Origin of the sequence: Heyndrickxia acidicola, from assembly GCF_001636425.1 — a bacterium.
In the GTDB taxonomy this organism is placed as follows: Bacteria; Bacillota; Bacilli; order Bacillales; family Bacillaceae_C; genus Bacillus_AE; species Bacillus_AE acidicola.
This window is the reverse complement of sequence record NZ_KV440953.1, coordinates 144,219-165,587: the sequence shown is the minus strand read 5'-3', so window position 1 is coordinate 165,587 and position 21,369 is coordinate 144,219. Positions and strand designations below refer to the sequence as shown.

The window sequence follows — 21,369 nt, the reverse complement described above, 5'->3', positions numbered from 1 at the left end:
ATAAAGTGAGTTATTTTGAAAGAAGGTGTAGGGGTGAATCTATTAAAAAAACATGAGAATAGTGAAAATGGACTAACCTTAATTGAAGTTCTCATTTCAATTTCCATTTTGGGCATTCTCTTGATCGTTTTTATGAGGTTTTTTCTCCAGGCAGGTACTTTTACAAATTTAAACGAGAAAAGAACTGTTGGAATTAATGTCGCTAGAAATGCGTTAATGTTCATGGAAAAGCAGAATTTTTTACAGGTAAAAAACGAATTTTCCAGCAATCAAGTGCTAAATCTGCAAATTTGTGATAATCACTATACATACTTTGACCAGTCAACTGCCATACCTTCGAACTGTCAGCTCATTAAAATTAACAATATTCCTTATAATGTAACGATTCAAACTACAGAGGATTTATCGAATAATCAAAGGGCAAATTATTATATTCCTTTGAAAGTGGAAGCGGGGTGGAAAATCAATGACAAAGATTATACTTCCAGCGTCGATGGAACCATTAAAAGCGAGGATCTCAGATAGCAAGGGAATAACATTGATTGAACTTTTAGCAACGGTTGCCATTATGGGAATTTTGATGCCTGTTATTTACGGGGCTTATATGACGGGGTATCAGGTCTATGAAAAGATTGCAGTACAGTCACAATTAAGAGAGGATGCCGATTATGTATCTTCCATGATGATGCAGGCTCTTTACTCACAACCATTTGATGATGTCTCACAGTGCCAGAGCCCTTCTGGATCCTGCCTTGAGATTAAACAAGACTATGAAACTAGCATTGATGCAGTTGGAAAAAGCAACTTATATGATATTACCCAAAAAACGGCCCAAGGGTCCTTCACCATCATCCAAACCATACCCGATGAAAATGGAGAAGAAATTAAGATAGGTAATACTCAGCTGCATACTGACGCTGATTTCACGGGGTCGACCTTTACTGTCCATTGTACAGAGGGAGACCAGGTTTCCGATTGCAAAAATGGAGGCACAATCGAGTTAAACCTTAAAGTCAGCAATGACAAAAATAATCAAACATTAAACCTAAATAGTGAATTCGGTTTTTAGAGTGGAGAGATAAGCCATGAGGTTAAATTCAAAGGGAAACGCACTTATTACTGTTTTGCTCGTAACCATAGTGTTAATGACGATCGGCTTGTCCATTGTGACAGCCTCCATACAGTCAGCTAAAAGGACGATGGTCCGTGATACGGATGTTAATATAACATATGATGGTGTAACGCTATTGGATCAAATAACAGCGGATTTTTCCCTTGCTCTCTCTGGGACAAACGCCCCGCTTGCAGTCAGTAACGTTACACCCTCCACTTTTTCCAATCAGATTGCAAACACACTTACAGCCATTATTAATCAGGATAACCAGGACAAGAATACCTGTTTACAGGTGGAGGATCTAAGCGGAAATAGCCCTTTTGAGCTGTATAATAACCATTCCCCTACCTGCATGGATGAAAAGTCTGCTGCAACAGAAACCTTTGGGCTTCCAGTAGATTCAACATTAACACGTGTTTTGGGATTTACAGCCGTTACAAAAACAGCCGAAGGGAGCGGTAAAGGGGTCATTTCACGGACTATTCGCAAAAGAATTATCCTTTCCCCATTGCCAAGCTTTTTGAAATACGCAGCAGGAACAAATGGGAATCTTGTTTTAAATGGTTCGCCCAATATCGTCGGCAATGTTTATGCAGAAAACTTAAAAATAAACGAAAAAGCAAATTACCAGGTAGGAAATAATCTCCTTCAAGCTGATTCTCCCTTTCCATCCATACATGGGGATCTATATTCTAATTCTGCAGGAGCTGCAGGAATATTGCCGATACTGCAGCCAAAAAATTTTTATTTAGGGAACGTTCCGGTTTTGAAGAATGACAGCCAATTCACCAGCATTGATTTTCCTGAAGCGATCCAATCAGAAGGACAAGCCATTCTTTCGGACAGTGCCTTGGGGATTGCCCGTTCACAGAATCTGACAAACGATATTAGTAACAGCCTTGAAAATAACTATCATTTTAGTACGATACAGGCTATTCCAGATATTCTTTGTCAAAAGAATATAAATAACATCTGTGCGAATACCATTACCTCTTCCAGTACAATCGGCAATGTCAGCCTGCCTGATTCAGGATATAAGCTGATCGACCAGAATTCTACCTCTCCTCTTTTGGTACCGGGCAATCTGGTTATCTCAAATACGAATACTGCTATGACGCTTGACAACCTGATTGTCAAAGGAGATTTGTATGTTATCGGCAACCAGGATATTTCGCTGAAAAATATTGCCGTAAGCGGCGATATCCATTTAATTAATTCAGGTGGAAGCATCTCGGTGAACGGACAGGTGTATGCAAAAGGCAATATTGATATTGAAGCAAGTCAGGCTGTTCATTTTTACACAAATCCTGTTGCTGGCGCTCAGCCATATTCCATTACGGCAGGTGGAAATATAGACATTTCTAATCAAGGCAGCCTATCCATTGATGGGGATATCATTGCCGGCGGCGCTGTTTCGGTGAACAGCTCTCATGACTCTGTTATTTCGGGAAAAATTTATTCCAATGGAAATTTAAGTATTATATCAACCAATTCTTCACTTTCTCTGCTTAATGATGTTGTTACAAATGGGCAACTTTCCTTTAAAGGAGACAGTAATGACCCAACAGGAGAAAATGATGCCATTATTTTTAACTCTGTAATTTACGCACAAGGAGATTCTACCATTTCTAACTTAAACATCTTGGGTGCAGATGGGAACAATGACGAACTGATCCTCCTAACAGGGGGAAAGCTCATGATTACAAGAATGAATGAATTTAGTAATTATACAGACTCGAATGAAAAGACTAATGACAATGGAATTCCGCCTGCTGATTCCAATATTAAGCCATTAAAGGCCTTCTTTTATACAGAACAGAATGCAGAGCTGTATGGAGTAGGATCCCTTTTCTATATAGATGGAGGCATCTTTGCCAAAGGGATAGCGACAGCAGATCAGTCCTTGCTTGACCTGCAAATCAATGCTGTCCGCGGAGACGTACATGCGATTAATGATGTTTCCGGTATTACAGCATCAGGACAAACAAACAAGTATTCCCGTTTTATCGTAGTCTACAACAAGGATGTGCTGCTAAAAAGGATTGATGCACTTCCAAAAGTGACAAATCTGACCTTATTCCCTGACCAATTAACGATTCAATAAAAATCATTTTAGCTTTTTCTCTGAAAAACAGCTTCAAAAAAGATAAAAAGATGCTGTATCCATAGATATCAGATGATTTTGGGTACAGCATCTTTTTTCCTGCTGGTTGATTTCCGCTGCAGGCACTCGCTTTCCGCGGGCAGTTAGGGAAGCAAGCTTCTGCGGGGTCTCCCCTAACACGCATATACCGAAGGAGTCTCGCATATCCACTCCAATCAACCTTGAAGGTCAACATAGATTTTTTTAGAGGCCACCCTATTATGTTCTTCCTTCCATATCAATTAGACAATAATGATTACCATAAGTCGGTTTGGCTTAATTTTTGAACCCGCATGAATTGATTTCATGGTAGCCTAGTCTAAAACAAAATAGAAAAATCCCCCTACCTTTTTCCTTTTTTTTTCAGTAGTAAAAAAGGATGACTCTATTCAGCGGCATAGTCCCGCTTTTTGAGTCACCCTCTTTTTCTTTTTACTCTTTCCTTTTACCACTTGCCATCTGTTGAAGAGCCTGAGCTTCCGCCGCCACCGGAGGACCCGGCAGGATTTACTTGAATAACGGCTGTATCTGATAAATTAGCATTATCAGAGGATATAGCCTTAATGGTGGAATATCCTGATTGCAAGGCTTTTAGATACCAGGTTCCATCTGTACGTTGAACGATCGTGACAACACTATTATTTGTCGCTGTAACACTCTTAAGATTTTTATTCGTCGCGTTGGATGGATTAAAGATTATACTAGGATTAAGCTCCAGCGTATCGCCAACATTTAATGTGTATTTAGGCTGTGTAAATTGCATACCGGTAAGAGCAATATACGGATTCTGAACCGTAATAGGTACACTGACCTGAATATTCGAGCCATCAACCGATTTAATAATTAAGGTCGCAGTACCTGCCGACTGCCCAAGGATTGTATTATTATTAACCAGAGTGGCCACCGTTTGGCCGGCAGGATTCTGAATGGAATAATTCAAGGTTTTATTTAGTGCATCCGATGGTGACACGGTTACGGTAAATCCTAGAGATGAGCCAGCAAGGAGGCTTATCGGATTAGGCGAAACAGAAATGGAGCTAACAAGCCTTTGAATGACAATCGATTTCTCTACTGGAGTCTGATCTGGAGAAAATCCCCCTGTTGCCCGTATATCCACCTTAACATTCCCTAAATATCCGCTAGGGATGGATATGGTACCGCTTGGATCAAATGCAGTCCAGCTCGTACTTCCCGTATCAGATGTAATGCTGTATTCATATACTACATTTTTACCGCCAACAAGATTAGTAACCTTAAACGATACTGGTCCTGCTGTTGTATCCCCATTTGCAAGTATTTTTCCTGTCGGAGTCTCATTCAGCTGAAAGTCCGGTCTAAGATACAGATAACCTGTTGATTGATCGTTATAGGTAATTTGGATTTTTTGGCCGTTAACCAAAGTCATTCCCATAATCGGTTTGGCAGGGAGATTCGCATCTGAAGCCTGCGTTTCAGACACAATTTGTCCTATTGTATATCCATTGCTGTTCGTTGTACTTATTTTCTGCAGTGCCCCTGAATAATCTCCGGTATAGCAAAAATTACTGTCATTTATATTTACCTTCATATTTACTTTTGATGGAGGACCGCTCAGCGTTATAGTTTGCTGACCAAATCTCGAGTCTGAATATGTCATTGTTGAGTTTGGGATGGTTGTGCTCGATTGAGCCCAATCTGCTTTTAAAGTAACATCAAATGTAAAGTTAGTCAGATCAAAACTGCCATTTTTATACCCTATTGTAGAAGGAATGGTAATTTGAACAGCTTGTCCTGAAGCAGTACTAATCTGATTGGCTGTTGCACTTCCTAAAAAACTATTCCCGCTTTTTATGGTTAATTGGCTGCTTGCAAGAGATATACCGGCCGGTAAAGGCTGTATCATGGTAAAAGTATTTAAATTTCCCGCAGCAGCAGTATTCACAAGTCCTGTGGGAGTTATAGAATATTCAACCTGAAACTGATTTAATTCAGAATCAGTTGTGCCCTGTTTAATCAAACTCTCCGGAGGATTATGAACCGTATTCAGTGATACTGTACTATTGAATGTCGCCGCCATATCATTTGTTACATTAACAGTTATAGGAGATTGTGATTTCGTAACCTGATTTCCATTTAGGTCTGTATAATTTAATTTAATATTATCAAAAGTGTAAGTACCTGTACTGCTGAATGTTAGAGGCAAAGAATCATCTATTTCATTTGGAGTCGGACTCTTGTTTATTGGATAGCTGAAGTTAAAGTTTATATGGGCTACATTATTGCTGTCAATATAGGCATCCGAACCCGGAACTACTTGAACAGTATTTTTGTACTTACTAAGATCAATCGTTACTTCTCCGCTTATGGAAGGAGCGGTGAATTTGGATGTAATGTCTGCGAAGAGTGAAGAAAGATTACTAGGATCACCAGGAACTGCATAGCCTCCTGTTTTTTTGGACATGTTATCCAAAAGCTGAAAATTAACATCCCCTTTTTGCGCAAGAGCAAAACTGTACATTGTTATTTTATTTGCAGCAAGATTGTCTGCAGATGCCAGAGCCTGACTGTCAATAACAGACTGTATATAATTATAATCTGTGCTTAACGTTGTATTTTTATTATTTATTACAGCAACTTCACTTGCAGTATTATTTGAGTAAAGAGTATATGTTACAGGTGTATTGGTGTAGGTATTTTTATTGTAAGTAATTGTTTCATTTCTTTGAAGGGAAGTAGGTTCTCCATCTGTTAAAAAAATAATATATTTCTTTGTATTAGCTGATGTACTTGTTGAACTAGATATTAAATCGAGTGGCTGGCTATAGTTTGTTCCTCCATAACTAACAGAATCCAATCCATTAATCATAGTTTGAATATTAGTTATCCCTGTAGCGGGTTTTACCTCTCCCAGCTGACAACCACCAAACCAATAATTCCCAGTACAGTAACTGTAGAACTTATCACTTATAGTAGAGTCGAAAGGAATAAAAGTATACTGATCTAGAGGTTGAGAGTTTTGGCTAAAATAGTTCAATGCCTGAGAAAGGGCATTCTTTGCGGTTGTATCCTTTCGGGCACCATTGTATACATCGCTCATCGACCCCGATGTGTCCTCAACAAAATATACAGCTATCGGCTGTCTTTGTTCATTCGTTGCCATTCCCTTCGGAAAAATACTGACATTCAAATTTCCATTTGCTTTTCCCCCTGCCGGTAAAATATAGCTGGTTGCTGAAGGCTGTACACTAAAATCCACCGATGGAGCGGCTGTGGTTGCAGCAGCACTGGGAGCCGGCTGATAACCTATGGAGATAACAAATAAAAAAATCAGTAATAATCCTGCTTTGCTGAGATTTGGTCGCATCTCGTTCTCCTCTTTTATACTATTTTTAGCAATAGTAGAATGATATGGATAATTATATCAATCTACCCATAAATTTTATAGTACTTTTGACGGAGGTATCGATAATTTTTTTCATCATTAAAGTTCTTTTCCCAATCTTTTTATTCTTTTGGTCAAGGGATGCCGTTGTATTGCTTGTAATTTTGTTCAACTTATAAGTCCAATTGAAAGCACCCTTTAAATAAAGGATATCTTCGCATGAATTGTAGATTTAAGTAGAAGACATCATTCCGTATGTTGTCTGTATTCGTGGTATCTTTTCGTAAGCAATTTACATCTTTTATACTAAATCTTGATTTTTAAATCACTTTTTTGTGTTAATTAGAAGCAAACTTTACGAAAAGATCCTAGATAAAAATAAACCTGCAAAAAAACAATGCTTGATTTTTTGCAGGCTCTCATACTATTTATTAAGCTTTGACATACTCTGCCACACGGTTTTTTCCCGCGCGTTTCGCCCCAATGTACAGGGCACGGTCGGCATGCCTTATTAGAGAAAGGCCATCCTCTGCATCTTCTGGTGCAGCTGCTACGCCAATACTGACCGTCACATCCACTTGAATTTGGGTATAGTCCTCATCAAGTGAATCGTGAATCGTAAAAGAACGATTTGCAATGGTACCTCTTATTGTTTCGGCTAAGTGAAGAGCAGCACTCTTTTCCATATCAGGCAGCAAAATAACAAATTCCTCGCCTCCGTAGCGGGCAACCGTCCCCTGCTCCCCAATAAGGCTTTTAATTCTTGCAGCCATTTTCACTAAAATTTCATTCCCCGATTGATGGCCGTATGTATCGTTGATCTTCTTAAAATCATCAATGTCCAACATGATCAAAGAAAGGCACCTGCGTGTTTTTTTAGCAAGCTTTCGAAATTCGGCTGTTAATAAATTTTCAAAATAGCGATAGTTGTAAAGCTTTGTCAGGGAGCAGTGCTCACTCATGCTTTTCGTAATTTCGTGGTGGCGTGCGTTCATAAGTGCAACTACAAAATACGAGCAAAGAATATCAAGAATTGCCAATTGGTATTTTTCATACATATTTTTTCGTGTAGACCCGAGAAAAAGGACCCCCTCAACGCTTTGATTTTTAAATATAGGCACACAAAGGATGCTTTCCAGGTTTTCAGGAACATATCCTTCTATCTCATCTTTCCATTCCGACTTTTCCCTATACAAAACGGCTTTTCCTGTACCCCACACTCTTCCGGCAATTCCCTCATTTTTTCTTTGAGGAGAAAAATCTCCCTTCCATTGCTGGCCATGCTCTACTCCTCGCAGCAAAATCAGTTCATTATTAATAACGTCTAATATATACGCATAGTCTACTGTCAGGGTTTGTGAGATTTTCTGAATAAAAAAATCCAGAACCTCACCCACCTGCCATATCTCTGTTAACTGGTGCCCAATCTCTGCTGCTTTTTGCAAATACTCATTTACACGTTCAGAAGAATTATATAAACGGAGAATTAACGAAAAACTGACAAATGGAACACCGATTAGTATAAAAGAACTAACACCAATATATTGGTTTAAATAATACAGGCTTAAACTTAATGGAATGACCATCATCACCGTAAACAAATCCCAAAGAGTGTCACTGCCCACCACTCTTTTCTTCAATTTAAAAATACGACTGATGGTTTGAATCAAAGCAGCATTTAAAATAAAATAAACGCATTGATATACAATTAAAGGAAATAAATCTCCCGACAGGCTGGCTTGTCCGGTTCTCCCACCCATCACATAATACGCTAAGCCGCTAAATACCGATACGATAAGGAAAATAAGCGAATTTACGAAGTACCGAAATAACTCATCCTTCCTTCTTCTTAAGGATAAGGATAGAACAATAATAGAAAATTGTATAAGGACCAGGTCAAAAAACAAGCCATAGGTCAAAAAGCCTGCAAGAGTAATCCATGCCACCAAGAAGATAGGCGTTTCGTTAATAATGATGGGAAAATAAGAAATCACTCCTACTAACACCATAAAAGACAGCACTGTCCATATCGTTAATGAGTGAGGCGGAAAAAAATGAAAAGCTAGAAAAAAACCTGCTGGCACAAGAGCAACCCAACTTAAAAGAAAAAACATTTTTCTAGCAGCAGTAAATTTCATTTGAATCCTTCTCTCCGTTTAGTAAATTTGTCATGGTTTTTAAGATATTTTACCAAAAAAACAGACCTAAGTCATTAAATATTTCGAAATCTCTACCAATTCTTGTTTTTGCGAGCATTTTAAAAAAGAATTTTTTTCATATAATGCTTTACTTCAGAAATAAAATAAAGTGACCCCGAAATAACCAGCATTTCCTCTTCTTTTAAATCCTTTAGAAGTTCTTTTAACAGGCTTTTATAGTCCTCTGCTGCTGTTGCATTTTGAAAGCCGCTTTTTTCCAAAAGCTGTTCGGCACTCGAGGCCCTCTCGTAATCAAATTCTGTAAAATAGTAGTTTCCATCCAGCTGCTTTAGCTCTTTAAACATATCTGTCAGGTCTTTGTCCCTTAATGCAGCAAAAACAATCTTCTTCTTATAGGAAGCATAATGTAGTTGAACTGCCTTCCTCATTGCTCTGACACCCTCCGGATTATGGGCACCATCCACCAGCACGAGAGGATTTTTGTGCAGAACTTCCATTCTTCCAGGCCAAAAACCCTTTTTCAAGCCATTCCGTATGTGTTCTTCGGAAACAGAAAGACAGACTGCTGCCATCACAGCAAGGGATGCATTCTCAATTTGATGGACTCCAAGCATGGATATGGCTAAATCGTTATATTGCAAAGCCCCGTGTGTGAAGCTAAACTGCTCCCCTTCAGGCAGGACCGATTCTTTTGACACTATAAAGTCTTTGTTTTTTTCAAAAATAGTTACATTCAGCTGTCTTGCTTTCTCATAGAAAACCTTTAATGCATCCTCTTGAGCAGCTGCTGTAATGAGCGGGATTCCTTCTTTCATAATACCCGCTTTTTCTGTAGCTATTTCAGAAATGGTATTCCCCAAAATATTCATGTGATCCCACCCGATATTGGTAATCACTGTGAGGATGGGACTCAAAATGTTTGTTGAATCCAGGCGTCCGCCTAACCCTACTTCAAATATAGTGAAATCAACAGGGTTCACTTCACCAAAATAATAGATAGCCATGCATGTAATGATTTCGAATTCAGTAAGGCTTCCCAGGTTTGTCATTTCCAGTTCTTCTGCAAGGGGTTTGATTACCGTGACCAAATGAACAATTTCATCATCAGCAATAGGTTTGCCATTCACACTAATTCGTTCATTAAATTCTTCAATATAGGGAGAGGTAAAGGTGCCTACTTGTTTTCCTGCCTCATTCAGGATGGAACGTATATACGTAACGGTGGATCCTTTTCCATTGGTCCCTCCGACATGAACAACCTTAAGATTCCTTTCCGGGTTTCCAAGCTTATTCATTACCCAGTTCATCCTGTCAAGACCAGGCTTAATGCCAAATCTTAAACGGGAAGAAATCCAATGAATCGCTTCCTCGTAGGAATTTATCATATCCATCACCTATTTTCATTTAAATTGCACGCAAAAATCAGCCATCTTTAAGGGTGTCAGATTGGCCGCAAACGTTTATTATCACCATTTATATTAAGGAGGAAATTGAAAACAATTCCCTCCTTAAGTTAGAAGCAAAAACAAAATGTTATTCGCCCTTTAGTTCGTTAATTCTCTCTTTAACAGCTGCCTGTTTTTCAAGATAATCTCTTTCTTTGGCTTTTTCTTCGTCAACAACGCTTTGTGGGGCCTTGCTCACAAATTTTTCATTGCCTAGTTTTTTCTGGACGCGCTCAACTTCTTTCGTCCATTTCTCTAATTCTTTTCCAAGCCTTGCAAGCTCTTCTTCTATATTAATTAATCCCTCAAGCGGCAAATAAAGCTCTGCACCAGTTACAACAGCTGTCATAGCTTTCTCAGGTGCCGAAGCATCAACAGACACCGTCAGCTCCTCCGGATTACAGAACCGTACAATGTAGGCTTGATTGTTCGATAGGGAAGTTAAAATTTGTTCATCTTTTGCCTTAATGATTAATTTAATTTTTTTGCTTAACGGAGTGTTTACCTCTGCACGGATATTGCGTACTGCGCGGATAATATCCACAAGGAGCTTCATTTCTTCAGCTGCTGATTCATCATGCAATTCCTCTTTGAATTCCGGCCAGCTTGCAATGGTAATGGACTCCCCTTCATGAGGAAGGTTTTGCCATATTTCCTCGGTAATGAATGGCATAAACGGATGAAGCAGTCTCATCGTATTATCTAAAACATAAGCCAGAACGGAACGAGTCGTTTTCTTAGCTTCCTCATCGTCGCCATATAAAGGCAATTTGGCCATTTCGATATACCAGTCACAGAAGTCATCCCAGATGAAGTTATAGAGCGCACGGCCTACTTCCCCGAATTCATAACGGTCTGCCAGCTTTGTAACAGTATCAATGGTTTCATTTAATCTTGTCAGGATCCATTTATCCGCAACCGATTTTTTCCCGCTTAAGTCAATTTCATCATACTTAAGGCCTTTCATGTTCATCAATGCAAAGCGGGAAGCATTCCAGATTTTATTTGCAAAGTTCCAAACGGATTCAACTTTTTCGTAACTAAAGCGCAAATCCTGTCCAGGAGAGCTGCCTGTTGTCAAGAAATAACGAAGTGAATCAGCACCGTATTTCTCGATAACATCCATCGGATCTACTCCATTGCCGAGAGATTTACTCATTTTTCGGCCTTGTTCATCCCTGACAAGTCCATGAATCAGAACATCCTTAAACGGACGTCTGCCTGTAAATTCAAGTCCCTGGAATATCATCCTGGATACCCAGAATCCAATAATATCATAGCCGGTTACAAGGCAGTTTGTCGGATAATAACGGTTGAAATCAGGTGCTTCTGTATCTGGCCAGCCCATTGTGGAAAATGGCCATAAAGCGGAGCTGAACCAGGTATCGAGCACATCTGAATCCTGCTCCCAATTTTCAGAGTCACTAGGATCCTCCATACCTACGTATACTTCTCCTGTTTCTTTATGGTACCAGGCAGGAATCCGATGTCCCCACCAAAGCTGTCGAGAAATACACCAGTCGCGTATATTTTCCATCCAGCGCATATAATTTTTTTCAAAACGGTCCGGTACAAAGTGAACCTTGGTTTCTGATTCTTGAAGCTCAACAGCCGCATCTGCTAAAGGCTGCATTTTAACAAACCATTGAGTGGATAAATACGGCTCTACTACCGCACCGCTGCGTTCTGAATGGCCTACTGAGTGCAGGTGTTCTTCAATTTTAATAAGGACGCCCTGCTCTTTAAGATCCTTCACCAGCTGCTTACGGCATTCAAAACGGTCCATTCCATTGTATTGAAGAGCTTTTTCATTCATGGTTCCGTCTTCGTTCATAACAAGAATTCTTTCAAGATTGTGGCGGTTGCCGATTTCAAAATCATTCGGGTCATGGGCCGGTGTAATCTTTACTGCGCCTGAGCCAAATTCCATATCTACATAATCATCGCCAACAATGGGAATTTCACGTCCTGTAATCGGCAGGATAACGGCTTTACCAATTAAATGCTTATAGCGGTCATCTTCAGGATGAACAGCTACAGCTGTATCCCCAAGCATTGTTTCAGGGCGTGTTGTCGCAATTTCAATATAGCCCGTTCCATCTGAAAGCGGGTATTTCATATGGTAAAATGCGCCTTGGACATCCTTATAAATAACCTCGATGTCGGATAGAGCGGTTTTTGCTGCCGGATCCCAGTTGATAATATATTCTCCGCGATAAATCAGACCTTTATTATAAAGGGAAACAAATACTTTACGGACCGCATCTGACAGTCCCTCATCCAGCGTAAACCTTTCACGGGAATAATCCAGACCCAATCCAAGCTTCGACCATTGCTGGCGGATAAAATCTGCATATTCCTCTTTCCACTTCCAGGTTTCTTCTACAAATTTTTCACGGCCTAAGTCATAGCGTGATATTCCCTGACTGCGAAGCTTCTCATCCACCTTTGCCTGTGTTGCAATTCCTGCATGGTCCATTCCTGGCAGCCATAGGACATCATAGCCCTGCATTCTTTTCATTCTTGTTAAAATGTCTTGCAAGGCTGTATCCCATGCATGGCCCAGGTGAAGCTTACCAGTGACGTTTGGAGGAGGAATAACGATTGTATAGGGCTCCTTCTCCACATCGTTCTTCGCTTCAAAAAACTTTCCTTCAAGCCACCACTGATAACGGCCTTTTTCAATGGATGCCGGGTCATATTTTGTCGGCATTTTCACTTCATTTGTTTCCATTTCGTTCATCCCTTTCCTGTTTGGTACCCAAAAAATACAAAAGCTCCCCTCGTCAAAAGGACGAAGGGAGCGAATTTCGCGGTACCACCTTTTTTCACAGATACAAACAAAACAGGATGCCTGTATCTGGCTCTTGATGAGGTAACGGCTCTTCACCGGCTTCTGCTACTAAGTGGTTCACAAAAACTGCTCATGGGCGACTTTCCAACATTACCGGCATAGGAAATCTTTCAGCAGATGATTTCCCTCTCTAAAAGCGGAATCGGTTGTACTCTTCCCAGTCATTGCATTTCTTTTCATTTATTTATACTTTATAGTATCCAATTTTCATTGTTCCCGTCAATTATTTATTGCCCATTTTATAAAAAATATTCATGGACCTGGGTAAAAGACACAGAATTTATTTTCTATCATAGATTAAATACAGAATCTCTTGCAAGAAGGTGAAATTGTGAAGAATAAATTTAGTTTTAATAAATATACACTTCAAACCTGGGGAAGAAACATCAGGGGTGTTTGCAGGCAGCTGATTATTCCTTTTGCCATCTTTCAAGGAATACGTACTATTTTCTTTCCTACAACCTTTGATGTATTATTGCTGGCCATTTTTATTCTCGTTGCCTTAGGTTATCACTACGAATGGTTTTAATTATTTGAATGCCTGTTTTAATTTTAATATTTAACAAAGACGGTAGTTACTCAAATTTTTTATTCATAAGGCTACCCTATAAAAATCTTATTTCGAGTTTGTAGCATCAAACCAAACGGCCTCTGCTAATAATCATTGCCTTAACCTGTGGGTGAAAGAACAAATTTTCATGCGCCATCATGTGAATTTGATTAGCATGGTGGTTTTTGCTAAAGGATACTGTTGTTTTTTAGCTCATTCGTGTGAAACGGCCGTTTCACACGCCTTTCAGCATAGCTGAAAGGTTACAGTAAAGAAAGAAACCAAAAGCAAACAAGTTTGCTTTTGGTTTCTTTCTTTACTGTAAAATGAACTAAAAAACGAGCAGTTATCAAAAATCGAATGAACTTTACAGTTTGCAATTTTTATGAGTTAAATAAATACTTTTCACCATAAAAAATAGCCCTTTCCTTTGAATATACGATAGGAAGGGGCATTTCATTATTCAGGACTTGGCGGCGGCGCCATCTTCATCACTACATATTCGGAATTTTTCAAAAGCCAAAACTCTTTTTGGAATTTTTTCACAAACCGAAGCTCCGTTTTATTGCTCCTTTTAAAATAATAGTCCTGAACAGTTTCAACAATAGAGCCGGGATGGGCAAGATAACTTAGGAATAGCAGCTTTTCGTCACTTCTGAATGGGAAATAACGAAAATAGGTATTGATCCATTCAATCGTGTCATCGTATTGTCCAGGCTGTGCATGCAATCTTCTCACTAAAAAAGGAAGCAAATCATGGATAGGAGAAGCGATTTTTGAATCTTCGAAGTTTGTAAAATAACCATATCCTTTATCATCGTATAAAAAATGCTCAATCGAAACCTTCCCATGGGTCATAACCGTTCTTCCTTTAGTATCCTCTTTGGATACTTCGAGCCACTCCTCCAGTTTGGTTTTTGAAAAAGTCATTGCTTGATTTATACTTTGATAATAATTGCAAAACATGAGTTCAAACGGTGACATATACCATTTTCTTTCACAGTACTCCAAAAATTCTTCAAAGAACTCTCCTTCTCTTTCCCATTGCTCTACCGTTCTTTCATAATGCTCCTCTCTTGCTTCACTGGTGACGGCGATATCCTTTACAGACAAAGTGTGAAGCCTTGCCAGCTCCCTGAACATTTTTTGATGCTTGGCAAAGCGGTCTTCCTTATCCTCATTGGAAAGCCACGGCATTAAATAATACAGTGATCGTTCTTCAAGAATGGCATACCTTCCATCAAGAGTTGGAAAGATAGGAACAATTCGATTAAAGCCCCTTTGATAAAGAAGCTGAACGTTCCGTACAAAGTCGATGCCGCTTGTGGGAGAAATGATCTTCAAGGCATAGATTCCATTCTGTGAATAAACCTTGTATATTTTTCCGTATCTTTCAATATGGGGGTGATTTAATCCGTACTCCTTTAAAATTCGGACAATATCATTGTTTTTGTTTTCATTCATTCCATCACCTGCTTAAAAAATCAACCAGCGGATTTTAAGAAAAGCGAAAGCACCCTGCTCATCGGTGTACGGATTTCATAGTCCCCGACTGAGATAAAGGGAAGACAGCGAGGCCGTTCAGGAGCTGCTGTTGCCTTATCTTAGTGAGAGGACTTAGAAATCCGCTATCCGATAGGATCTGGAGCCAAACAGAGACTACATGGGTTACATAAATTTTCCAAAAAGGATATACCATCATAACATAATGGAAAAATTGAAAGGGAATAATAAAATCCTGTTAACACTTGACTCTGGGTTAAGAAACGGCTATTTTCTCACCACTGCATAGGAAGGTATGTATAATACCTGCCCTTCATGAACATCCTGGGTTAAGTCTAAATGATTCATTCTTAGAATCTGTTGAACATTAATATCATACTTCTCTGCTAAATAATCCAATGTCTCTCCATGCTGCACAATACAAACCTTTAGTTTTGCCGGTGCTTCTTCCTCTTTTCTAGCAAAGAAGTCTGTTAACGATATAGATTCATACTTATCCTTCTTTTTTGGTTTTTTCTCTTTTTCTTGTTTTTCTTCACCAGATTCCTCTTTCTTGCTAAGAGAGTCCTCATATTGATTTTTCTGAGAAGAAGAAGATTCCTCCTGATAATAATCCTGATGATCATAGTGAGATTGCTTCTCGTCACGATAAATCGTGGAAAGGTCATATTCATTATGCAGGTGCCCGTTCTCCTGCTCATTTGAAAAAGTAATAGACACTTCATTTTCTTCATGGTCATGAAGCGAGTCAGGGGCATCTGCTTCAAATTCCAGCTTGCGTTTAGCTTCTGCAGTAAATGGTTGGTATAAATCTTCATCCTCATTTTTATCTTCTGAATCTTTATCTGTAAAGCGTAATTCAGATGGTTCATTTTGGTTGACAAGCGGGATCAGTTCAACTTCTTCATATTCATCCAGTTCTTCAATGGGTTCAGCCTCTAATGAAATATCGCGATTTAGAGGCTCATATTCATACTCCTCGGCATCATATGTTTCTTCGTGCCCATACTCCAGCTTTGGATGCTCCTGATGATAATAGGCCTCTTCTTCAGTATGGTCATTTACGAGACCGTAGATAGTAATGTCAGCATTGAGCTTTAAACATCCTTTTTCAGGAAAGACATAGTCAAAAGAATCGATATGAACATCTACAGCCTCCAATTGCTCTATTCGCTCTTTCGGAATAGTGACATCCACGGGAAAAAGATGATAAAATTCAAAGCTTTCCTCTTCTTCGTGATATCTTATCTCATCTACATATGTTCCCTGGAAATCTGGGTAATCTTCTGTATAACTCGATTCTGATTTGAATTCACCAGCCAAACGCAAAGATCCTTGAATCAAGATATATTCCTCTTGTTCAAGAATAGAAATTTCCGGGTCTAAAGAAATGGACAATAGCTCTTCTACTTCCTGTCCTCTTTTAAACCAAATGGATTCTTCTAATGAAAATCGTAAAGACGATTGATTTTGAGACATAATGGATTTCCTCCCTTCGGATCCAATACAATAAATGACTATGTCATTAAAACTGTATGAGATAGGGAGAGGAAATATGATTCGTAATACGTGAACAGATTCTTTTTTTTTACATGGATCTTTTTTTAAATATATATAAAGCTCTCCTGCCAGAATATTGCGTCCCTTCCGCTTCAATCAACTTTTCGATCAATTTCAGCATTCGTTTTAACCAAAACACTGGTTACGCCTTGATTCTCCTGGTGGTGATTTCCACTGCAGGCATATGCTTTCTACGATATGGCTGGGAGCCTCCTGGTTAAATAATAAAATTATGCTTATATCCAAAAAAACCATCTAAAGATTAACGGGGTCTGTTTTCGAGTACTAATATTTAAAAAGTTAATTGTATGGGCCACCAAATCGCAGTGATTATGGTTGCCCTCTATTTATTGATATAAAGCCATTTTAATACAGAAATATATGTAAGGTGAAAATCCCTTGCTTTTTGATATACGAATTTAGGTGCGATTCTTAGGATCCCTAATCCAAATTCATTAGCAAAAATCTTATTAAATCAATGGTTTTGTAGTATTTCAATAAAAAATGGTCCTGCGAATCACAGGACCATTTCATATCTATTTTGGATATTAAGTAGGGTGCGTTTAAAGATTTTGTACTTCAAAACAGAACCCGCTATCCAAAGATGTTTTTTTGTTAATGTCTATTATAAATGAGGGCTTTATCCTCTTATCCTGCTGAAGGATTTTTCTGCTGCTTCAATGGTCTTTTGAATATCTTCATCGGTATGTGCAGTGGATAAGAAAAGACCTTCAAATTGAGACGGAGGCAAGAAAACACCATTCAATGCCATTTCACGGTAATAAGCAGCAAATAACTCCAGATCTGAAGTCTTTGCCGTATCATAGTTGAAAACTTCTTCGTTTGTCAGGAAAAGGCCGATCATGGATCCTGCCCGGTTAAAGGTATGTGGAATATCATATTTTTTTGCAGCTTTTGAAATGCCCTCTTCCAGTTTATCTGCCTTTTTCCTGAACTCTTTATACGTATCTGGTGTCAGCTGGCTCAGCGTTTCATATCCAGCAGTCATTGCTAATGGATTTCCTGACAGTGTACCCGCCTGATAAATAGGACCGCTTGGCGCAATTCTTTCCATTATCTCTGCTTTCCCACCGAATGCCCCAACCGGAAGACCTCCGCCAATCACTTTGCCCAGGCATGTTATATCAGGTGTAACCCCAAAATAGCCTTGAGCACATTGATAATCCACTCGAAAGCCTGTCATGACCTCATCGAAAATCAATAAAGAGCCGTACTGAGTGGTGATGTCCCGGAGCCCTTCCAGAAATCCCGGCTTTGGCGGCACAACGCCCATGTTTCCTGCTACTGGTTCCACAATTATGGCTGCGATATCATCCCCGAACCGGCTAAAAGCATAACGTACACTTTCCAGATCATTGTACGGCACGGCAATGGTATTCTTTGCAATACCTTCCGGAACACCAGGACTGTCAGGAAGACCAAGCGTCGCCACTCCGGATCCGGCTTTAATTAAAAGGGAATCCCCATGTCCATGGTAGCAGCCTTCAAATTTCATTATTTTATTGCGGCCAGTATACCCCCTTGCAAGGCGGAGAGCACTCATGGTCGCTTCCGTGCCGGAAGATACCATACGAACAATCTCAATAGAAGGCACGCGTTCCTGCACTAATTTTGCAAGTTTATTCTCGATTACAGTCGGTGCACCAAAGCTTGTTCCCATTTCAGCGACTTTTTTTATCGCATTAACTACACGTTCATTCGTGTGGCCAAGAATAAGCGGTCCCCATGATAAAACGTAATCAATGTATTCATTGCCATCAATATCATAGATTTTAGAACCTTTTCCCCGTTCCATAAAGATAGGATCCATATGGACAGAACGAAAGGCACGCACAGGGCTGTTAACCCCTCCCGGCATTAAAGTAACTGCCTCTTCATAGGCTTTTTTGGATTGATCATATGAGCGCATTCTACATCCTCCGTATGGGAAAAGCACTGATTCAGCCAGTGCTTTTATTCCCTTAAATTTATTCTGCTAACCAGCGTGCTGCATCCTTGGCATGATAGGTCATAATAAGATCGGCTCCAGCCCGTTTCATGCTTGTAAGAATTTCTAAGACAATGGTCTTTTCATCGATCCAGCCATTTTGTGCAGCAGCTTTAACCATTGAATATTCTCCACTTACATTATACGCTACAACCGGCACATTAAACTCGTTTTTCACATCTCTCATGATATCAAGATAGGATAAGGATGGCTTGACGATAATAAAATCAGCCCCCTCTTCCATATCTGATTGAGCTTCTCTCAATGCCTCCAGCCTGTTTGCAGGATCCATCTGATAGGATTTGCGGTCCCCAAATTGAGGTGCGCTTCCGGCTGCATCTCGAAATGGACCATAAAAAGCGGAAGCATATTTAACAGCGTAGGACATGATTGGGATATCCTCAAAGCCTGCTTCATCCAGCCCTTTTCGAATTGCTGCAACGAAACCGTCCATCATGTTGGATGGCGCAATAATATCCGCTCCTGCCTTTGCCTGGCTGACAGCTGTTCTGGCAAGCAGGTCAAGACTTGGATCATTTAAGATTTTTCCTTCTTCAATCACACCGCAGTGTCCATGGTCTGTATATTCGCAAAGACATGTATCAGCAATAACCATTACTTCCGGATAGCCTTCTTTAATCAGCCTTGTTGCTTCCTGAACGATGCCATGGTCATGATACGCCTCTGAGCCAACTGCATCCTTTACAAGCGGAATACCAAATAAGAGAACGGACTTTATTCCTAGAGCTACCACTTCATCCATCTCTGTCTTTAACTGATCAAGCGATAATTGCTCTACTCCAGGCATGGACGGGATAGGGTTTTTAATATTTTCACCTTCTACGACGAAAATTGGATAAATAAAATCTTCCACTTTCACATGCGTTTCACGGACCATTGCTCTTATTGTGGCATTGGAACGCAGTCTTCTATGGCGTTTAAATTGTAGTTCATTCATTTTGTTTGTTCCTCCCTGACAGAATATATTCTTTCAAGCTTTCAATCATTGCATCCATTGTATGGACAGCCGGAGTTAAGGAAGCTCGATAACCATAAGCTTCAACAGCTCTTGTAGTAGCTGGTCCAATACTGACAATCTCCATGCCTTCCGGAAAGTCGGCCTTTATGATTTCCAATACTTCTATGAAATGATGAAAAGCAGACGGAGAAGAAAAAAGAGCAAAATCAAACGAAATGGATAACAGTGCATCTTTCATTCTCTCTATACTTTTTTCCGGGAGAAAGGTTGTATAAACAATCCATTCTTCCACATGGATTTTCTTTTCTAACAAGCTTTTCGCTATAAAATTATTTGCAAGATTTCCTTTTGGAATCAGCACTCGGCCAGGGGCAGGGCAGCTTGTAAGAAATTCTGCTGCAAAGTCCCTGGCAGTAAAGGAAGATGGCATAAAGTCAGCTTGAATCCCAAAATGTTTTCTAAGATACTCTCTCGTTTTGCTTCCTATAACAGCAAATTTCAAAGACTTTTGATGATAAGGCAAGTCTTTTACCTGTTCAAAAAAATAGCGTACACCATTCTTGCTTGTAAAAATCACCCAATCGTAGGTGAATAACTCTTTTTTAAACCCAGCCTCTTTCACGCCTGTTTGAGGCTTAAAATCAATAAGGGGGATAACAAAAGGTGTCCCGCCAAGTTTTTCCACTTGGTCAAAAAGCTTTTTCCCCTCTCCTGATCCCCTTGTAATAAGCACTTGCTTGCCATCAAGAGGCAGGGTCATTAGTGATCCAGCTCCTGTTTCACTTTATCTATTAATTCCTTCGCCCCATAGCGGTTTAAAGCAGCGGCGGCCATCTTTCCGACCTGTTCAGGATCTTTACCGACTATTCTTTCTTTAAAGATTTTCTTTCCATCCGGTGATGCTACAAGACCATTAAGAGATATCTCTCCATCTTCGGAAAGAGAGGCATAGCCTGCGATTGGCACCTGGCATCCCCCTTCCATTTCCGCAAGAAAGGCCCGTTCTGCTTTAACCGTAAGGTCTGTCGCTTCCGATGTCAATTTAGCTAATTGATCTAGTAATTCCTGATCATCCTTCCGGCATTCAATTGCCAGGGCACCCTGCCCAACAGCTGGCAGGCATATTTCCGGATCAAGGAATTCAGTGACAGTGTCCTCACTCCAGCCCATCCGTTTTAACCCGGCAGCAGCTAAAATGATGGCATCATAATCCTCGTTTTGAAGCTTTTCCAAGCGTGTATCAATGTTACCGCGAATCCACTTAATCTCCAGGTCAGGACGACGGGATAACAGCTGTGCTCCGCGTCTAAGGCTGCTTGTGCCGACCACCGCTCCTTTTGGAAGATCATGTAAAGAAAACTTTTCTTTCGAAATTAAAGCATCTCGATGATCTTCCCGCGGAGGCACACAGCCAATGGTCAGATAATCCGGCAAAACGGCAGGCATGTCTTTCATGCTATGGACAGCCATATCAATTTCTTTATTTAAAAGCGCCTGTTCAATCTCCTTCACAAAGAGACCTTTGCCGCCCACTTTAGATAAGGTTACATCAAGGATTTTATCACCCTTTGTCACTATTTCTTTAATTTCAAATTCAAATGGAACGCCGAGCTGTTTCAGTTGGTCTGCCACCCAATTTGTCTGAGTAAGCGCCAGCTTGCTCCTTCTTGAACCAATAATAATCTTTCTCACC

15 protein-coding genes and 1 other annotated feature are annotated in these 21,369 nt (G+C 39.9%); of the genes, 4 read left to right on the top strand and 11 right to left on the bottom strand.

Annotated elements, in window-relative coordinates; translation table 11 throughout:
• Positions 1–33: 33 nt before the first annotated feature.
• Genes A5N88_RS00665 through A5N88_RS00655 form a run of 3 tightly spaced genes read left to right on the top strand, consistent with a single transcriptional unit; the run spans position 34 to position 3,218 of the window.
• Positions 34–525 carry a type II secretion system protein gene (locus tag A5N88_RS00665; RefSeq protein ID WP_066261797.1) on the top strand — a complete coding sequence of 164 codons (492 nt, stop codon included), beginning with the start codon at positions 34–36 and terminating at the stop codon, positions 523–525.
• Positions 467–1,069, top strand: coding sequence for a PilW family protein (locus A5N88_RS00660; protein WP_083952963.1), 603 nt, complete (start codon positions 467–469; stop codon positions 1,067–1,069). The genes A5N88_RS00665 and A5N88_RS00660 overlap by 59 nt, the downstream gene beginning before the upstream one ends.
• 16 nt (positions 1,070–1,085) lie before the next feature.
• Positions 1,086–3,218: a hypothetical protein gene (locus A5N88_RS00655; protein ID WP_066261790.1), complete on the top strand. Its 2,133-nt coding sequence runs from the start codon at positions 1,086–1,088 to the stop codon at positions 3,216–3,218.
• A gap of 33 nt (positions 3,219–3,251) precedes the next feature.
• Here A5N88_RS00655 and A5N88_RS24620 read toward each other — a convergent pair whose 3' ends face one another.
• The 5 genes from A5N88_RS24620 to A5N88_RS00635 all read right to left on the bottom strand — a co-directional run bounded on the left by A5N88_RS24620 (position 3,252) and on the right by A5N88_RS00635 (position 12,956).
• Positions 3,252–3,428, bottom strand: coding sequence for a hypothetical protein (locus tag A5N88_RS24620; protein ID WP_157090563.1), 177 nt, complete (start codon positions 3,426–3,428; stop codon positions 3,252–3,254).
• 274 nt (positions 3,429–3,702) lie between these two features.
• A complete protein-coding gene (locus A5N88_RS00650) occupies positions 3,703–6,600 on the bottom strand; it encodes an Ig-like domain-containing protein (RefSeq protein ID WP_066261787.1) in 2,898 nt (965 codons plus the stop codon).
• 449 nt (positions 6,601–7,049) lie between these two features.
• Positions 7,050–8,756, bottom strand: coding sequence for a sensor domain-containing diguanylate cyclase (locus A5N88_RS00645; protein WP_083952962.1), 1,707 nt, complete (start codon positions 8,754–8,756; stop codon positions 7,050–7,052).
• 119 nt (positions 8,757–8,875) lie between these two features.
• Positions 8,876–10,162, bottom strand: coding sequence for a bifunctional folylpolyglutamate synthase/dihydrofolate synthase (locus A5N88_RS00640; RefSeq protein ID WP_066261784.1), 1,287 nt, complete (start codon positions 10,160–10,162; stop codon positions 8,876–8,878).
• Positions 10,163–10,310: 148 nt separating this feature from the next.
• Positions 10,311–12,956 carry a valine--tRNA ligase gene (locus A5N88_RS00635; protein WP_066261782.1) on the bottom strand — a complete coding sequence of 882 codons (2,646 nt, stop codon included), beginning with the start codon at positions 12,954–12,956 and terminating at the stop codon, positions 10,311–10,313.
• A gap of 53 nt (positions 12,957–13,009) precedes the next feature.
• Positions 13,010–13,250: a binding site (T-box leader), on the bottom strand.
• Positions 13,251–13,407: 157 nt separating this feature from the next.
• Between A5N88_RS00635 and A5N88_RS00630 the strand changes: the two genes are divergently transcribed.
• The gene (locus A5N88_RS00630; protein WP_066261781.1) at positions 13,408–13,605 is read left to right on the top strand and encodes a YszA family small membrane protein; all 198 of its coding nucleotides are present in this window, start codon (positions 13,408–13,410) and stop codon (positions 13,603–13,605) included.
• Positions 13,606–14,085: 480 nt separating this feature from the next.
• Here the strand turns inward: A5N88_RS00630 and ysxE are convergent, their stop codons facing one another.
• The 6 genes from ysxE to hemC all read right to left on the bottom strand — a co-directional run bounded on the left by ysxE (position 14,086) and on the right by hemC (position 21,368).
• Positions 14,086–15,090 carry a spore coat protein YsxE gene (ysxE, locus tag A5N88_RS00625; RefSeq protein ID WP_066261777.1) on the bottom strand — a complete coding sequence of 335 codons (1,005 nt, stop codon included), beginning with the start codon at positions 15,088–15,090 and terminating at the stop codon, positions 14,086–14,088.
• A 306-nt stretch (positions 15,091–15,396) separates the two neighbouring features.
• On the bottom strand, positions 15,397–16,608 hold the full coding sequence (spoVID, locus tag A5N88_RS00620) for a stage VI sporulation protein D (protein WP_066261775.1): 1,212 nt from the start codon (positions 16,606–16,608) through the stop codon (positions 15,397–15,399).
• Between the two features lie 721 nt (positions 16,609–17,329).
• Positions 17,330–18,619, bottom strand: coding sequence for a glutamate-1-semialdehyde 2,1-aminomutase (gene hemL / locus A5N88_RS00615; protein WP_066261773.1), 1,290 nt, complete (start codon positions 18,617–18,619; stop codon positions 17,330–17,332).
• Positions 18,620–18,677: 58 nt separating this feature from the next.
• Positions 18,678–19,655 carry a porphobilinogen synthase gene (gene hemB, locus A5N88_RS00610; protein ID WP_066261770.1) on the bottom strand — a complete coding sequence of 326 codons (978 nt, stop codon included), beginning with the start codon at positions 19,653–19,655 and terminating at the stop codon, positions 18,678–18,680.
• Complete coding sequence (locus A5N88_RS00605; protein WP_066261767.1) at positions 19,648–20,436, bottom strand: uroporphyrinogen-III synthase; 789 nt, start codon at positions 20,434–20,436, stop codon at positions 19,648–19,650. Before A5N88_RS00605 ends, hemB begins: the two co-directional genes overlap by 8 nt.
• On the bottom strand, positions 20,436–21,368 hold the full coding sequence (gene hemC / locus A5N88_RS00600; RefSeq protein ID WP_066261765.1) for a hydroxymethylbilane synthase: 933 nt from the start codon (positions 21,366–21,368) through the stop codon (positions 20,436–20,438). The genes A5N88_RS00605 and hemC overlap by 1 nt, the downstream gene beginning before the upstream one ends.
• Position 21,369 lies beyond the last annotated feature (1 nt).

Bases quoted from the DNA above. Each gene is read 5' to 3' on its own strand.
- hemL (WP_066261773.1), bottom strand. From the start codon at position 18,619: ATGCGCTCATATGATCAATCCAAAAAAGCCTATGAAGAGGCAGTTACT.
- A5N88_RS00650 (WP_066261787.1), bottom strand. From the start codon at position 6,600: ATGCGACCAAATCTCAGCAAAGCAGGATTATTACTGATTTTTTTATTT.
- ysxE (WP_066261777.1), bottom strand. From the start codon at position 15,090: ATGAATGAAAACAAAAACAATGATATTGTCCGAATTTTAAAGGAGTAC.
- A5N88_RS00660 (WP_083952963.1), top strand. From the start codon at position 467: ATGACAAAGATTATACTTCCAGCGTCGATGGAACCATTAAAAGCGAGG.
- A5N88_RS00655 (WP_066261790.1), top strand. From the start codon at position 1,086: ATGAGGTTAAATTCAAAGGGAAACGCACTTATTACTGTTTTGCTCGTA.
- A5N88_RS00605 (WP_066261767.1), bottom strand. From the start codon at position 20,436: ATGACCCTGCCTCTTGATGGCAAGCAAGTGCTTATTACAAGGGGATCA.
- A5N88_RS00645 (WP_083952962.1), bottom strand. From the start codon at position 8,756: ATGAAATTTACTGCTGCTAGAAAAATGTTTTTTCTTTTAAGTTGGGTT.
- A5N88_RS00640 (WP_066261784.1), bottom strand. From the start codon at position 10,162: ATGATAAATTCCTACGAGGAAGCGATTCATTGGATTTCTTCCCGTTTA.
- A5N88_RS00635 (WP_066261782.1), bottom strand. From the start codon at position 12,956: ATGGAAACAAATGAAGTGAAAATGCCGACAAAATATGACCCGGCATCC.
- spoVID (WP_066261775.1), bottom strand. From the start codon at position 16,608: ATGTCTCAAAATCAATCGTCTTTACGATTTTCATTAGAAGAATCCATT.
- hemB (WP_066261770.1), bottom strand. From the start codon at position 19,655: ATGAATGAACTACAATTTAAACGCCATAGAAGACTGCGTTCCAATGCC.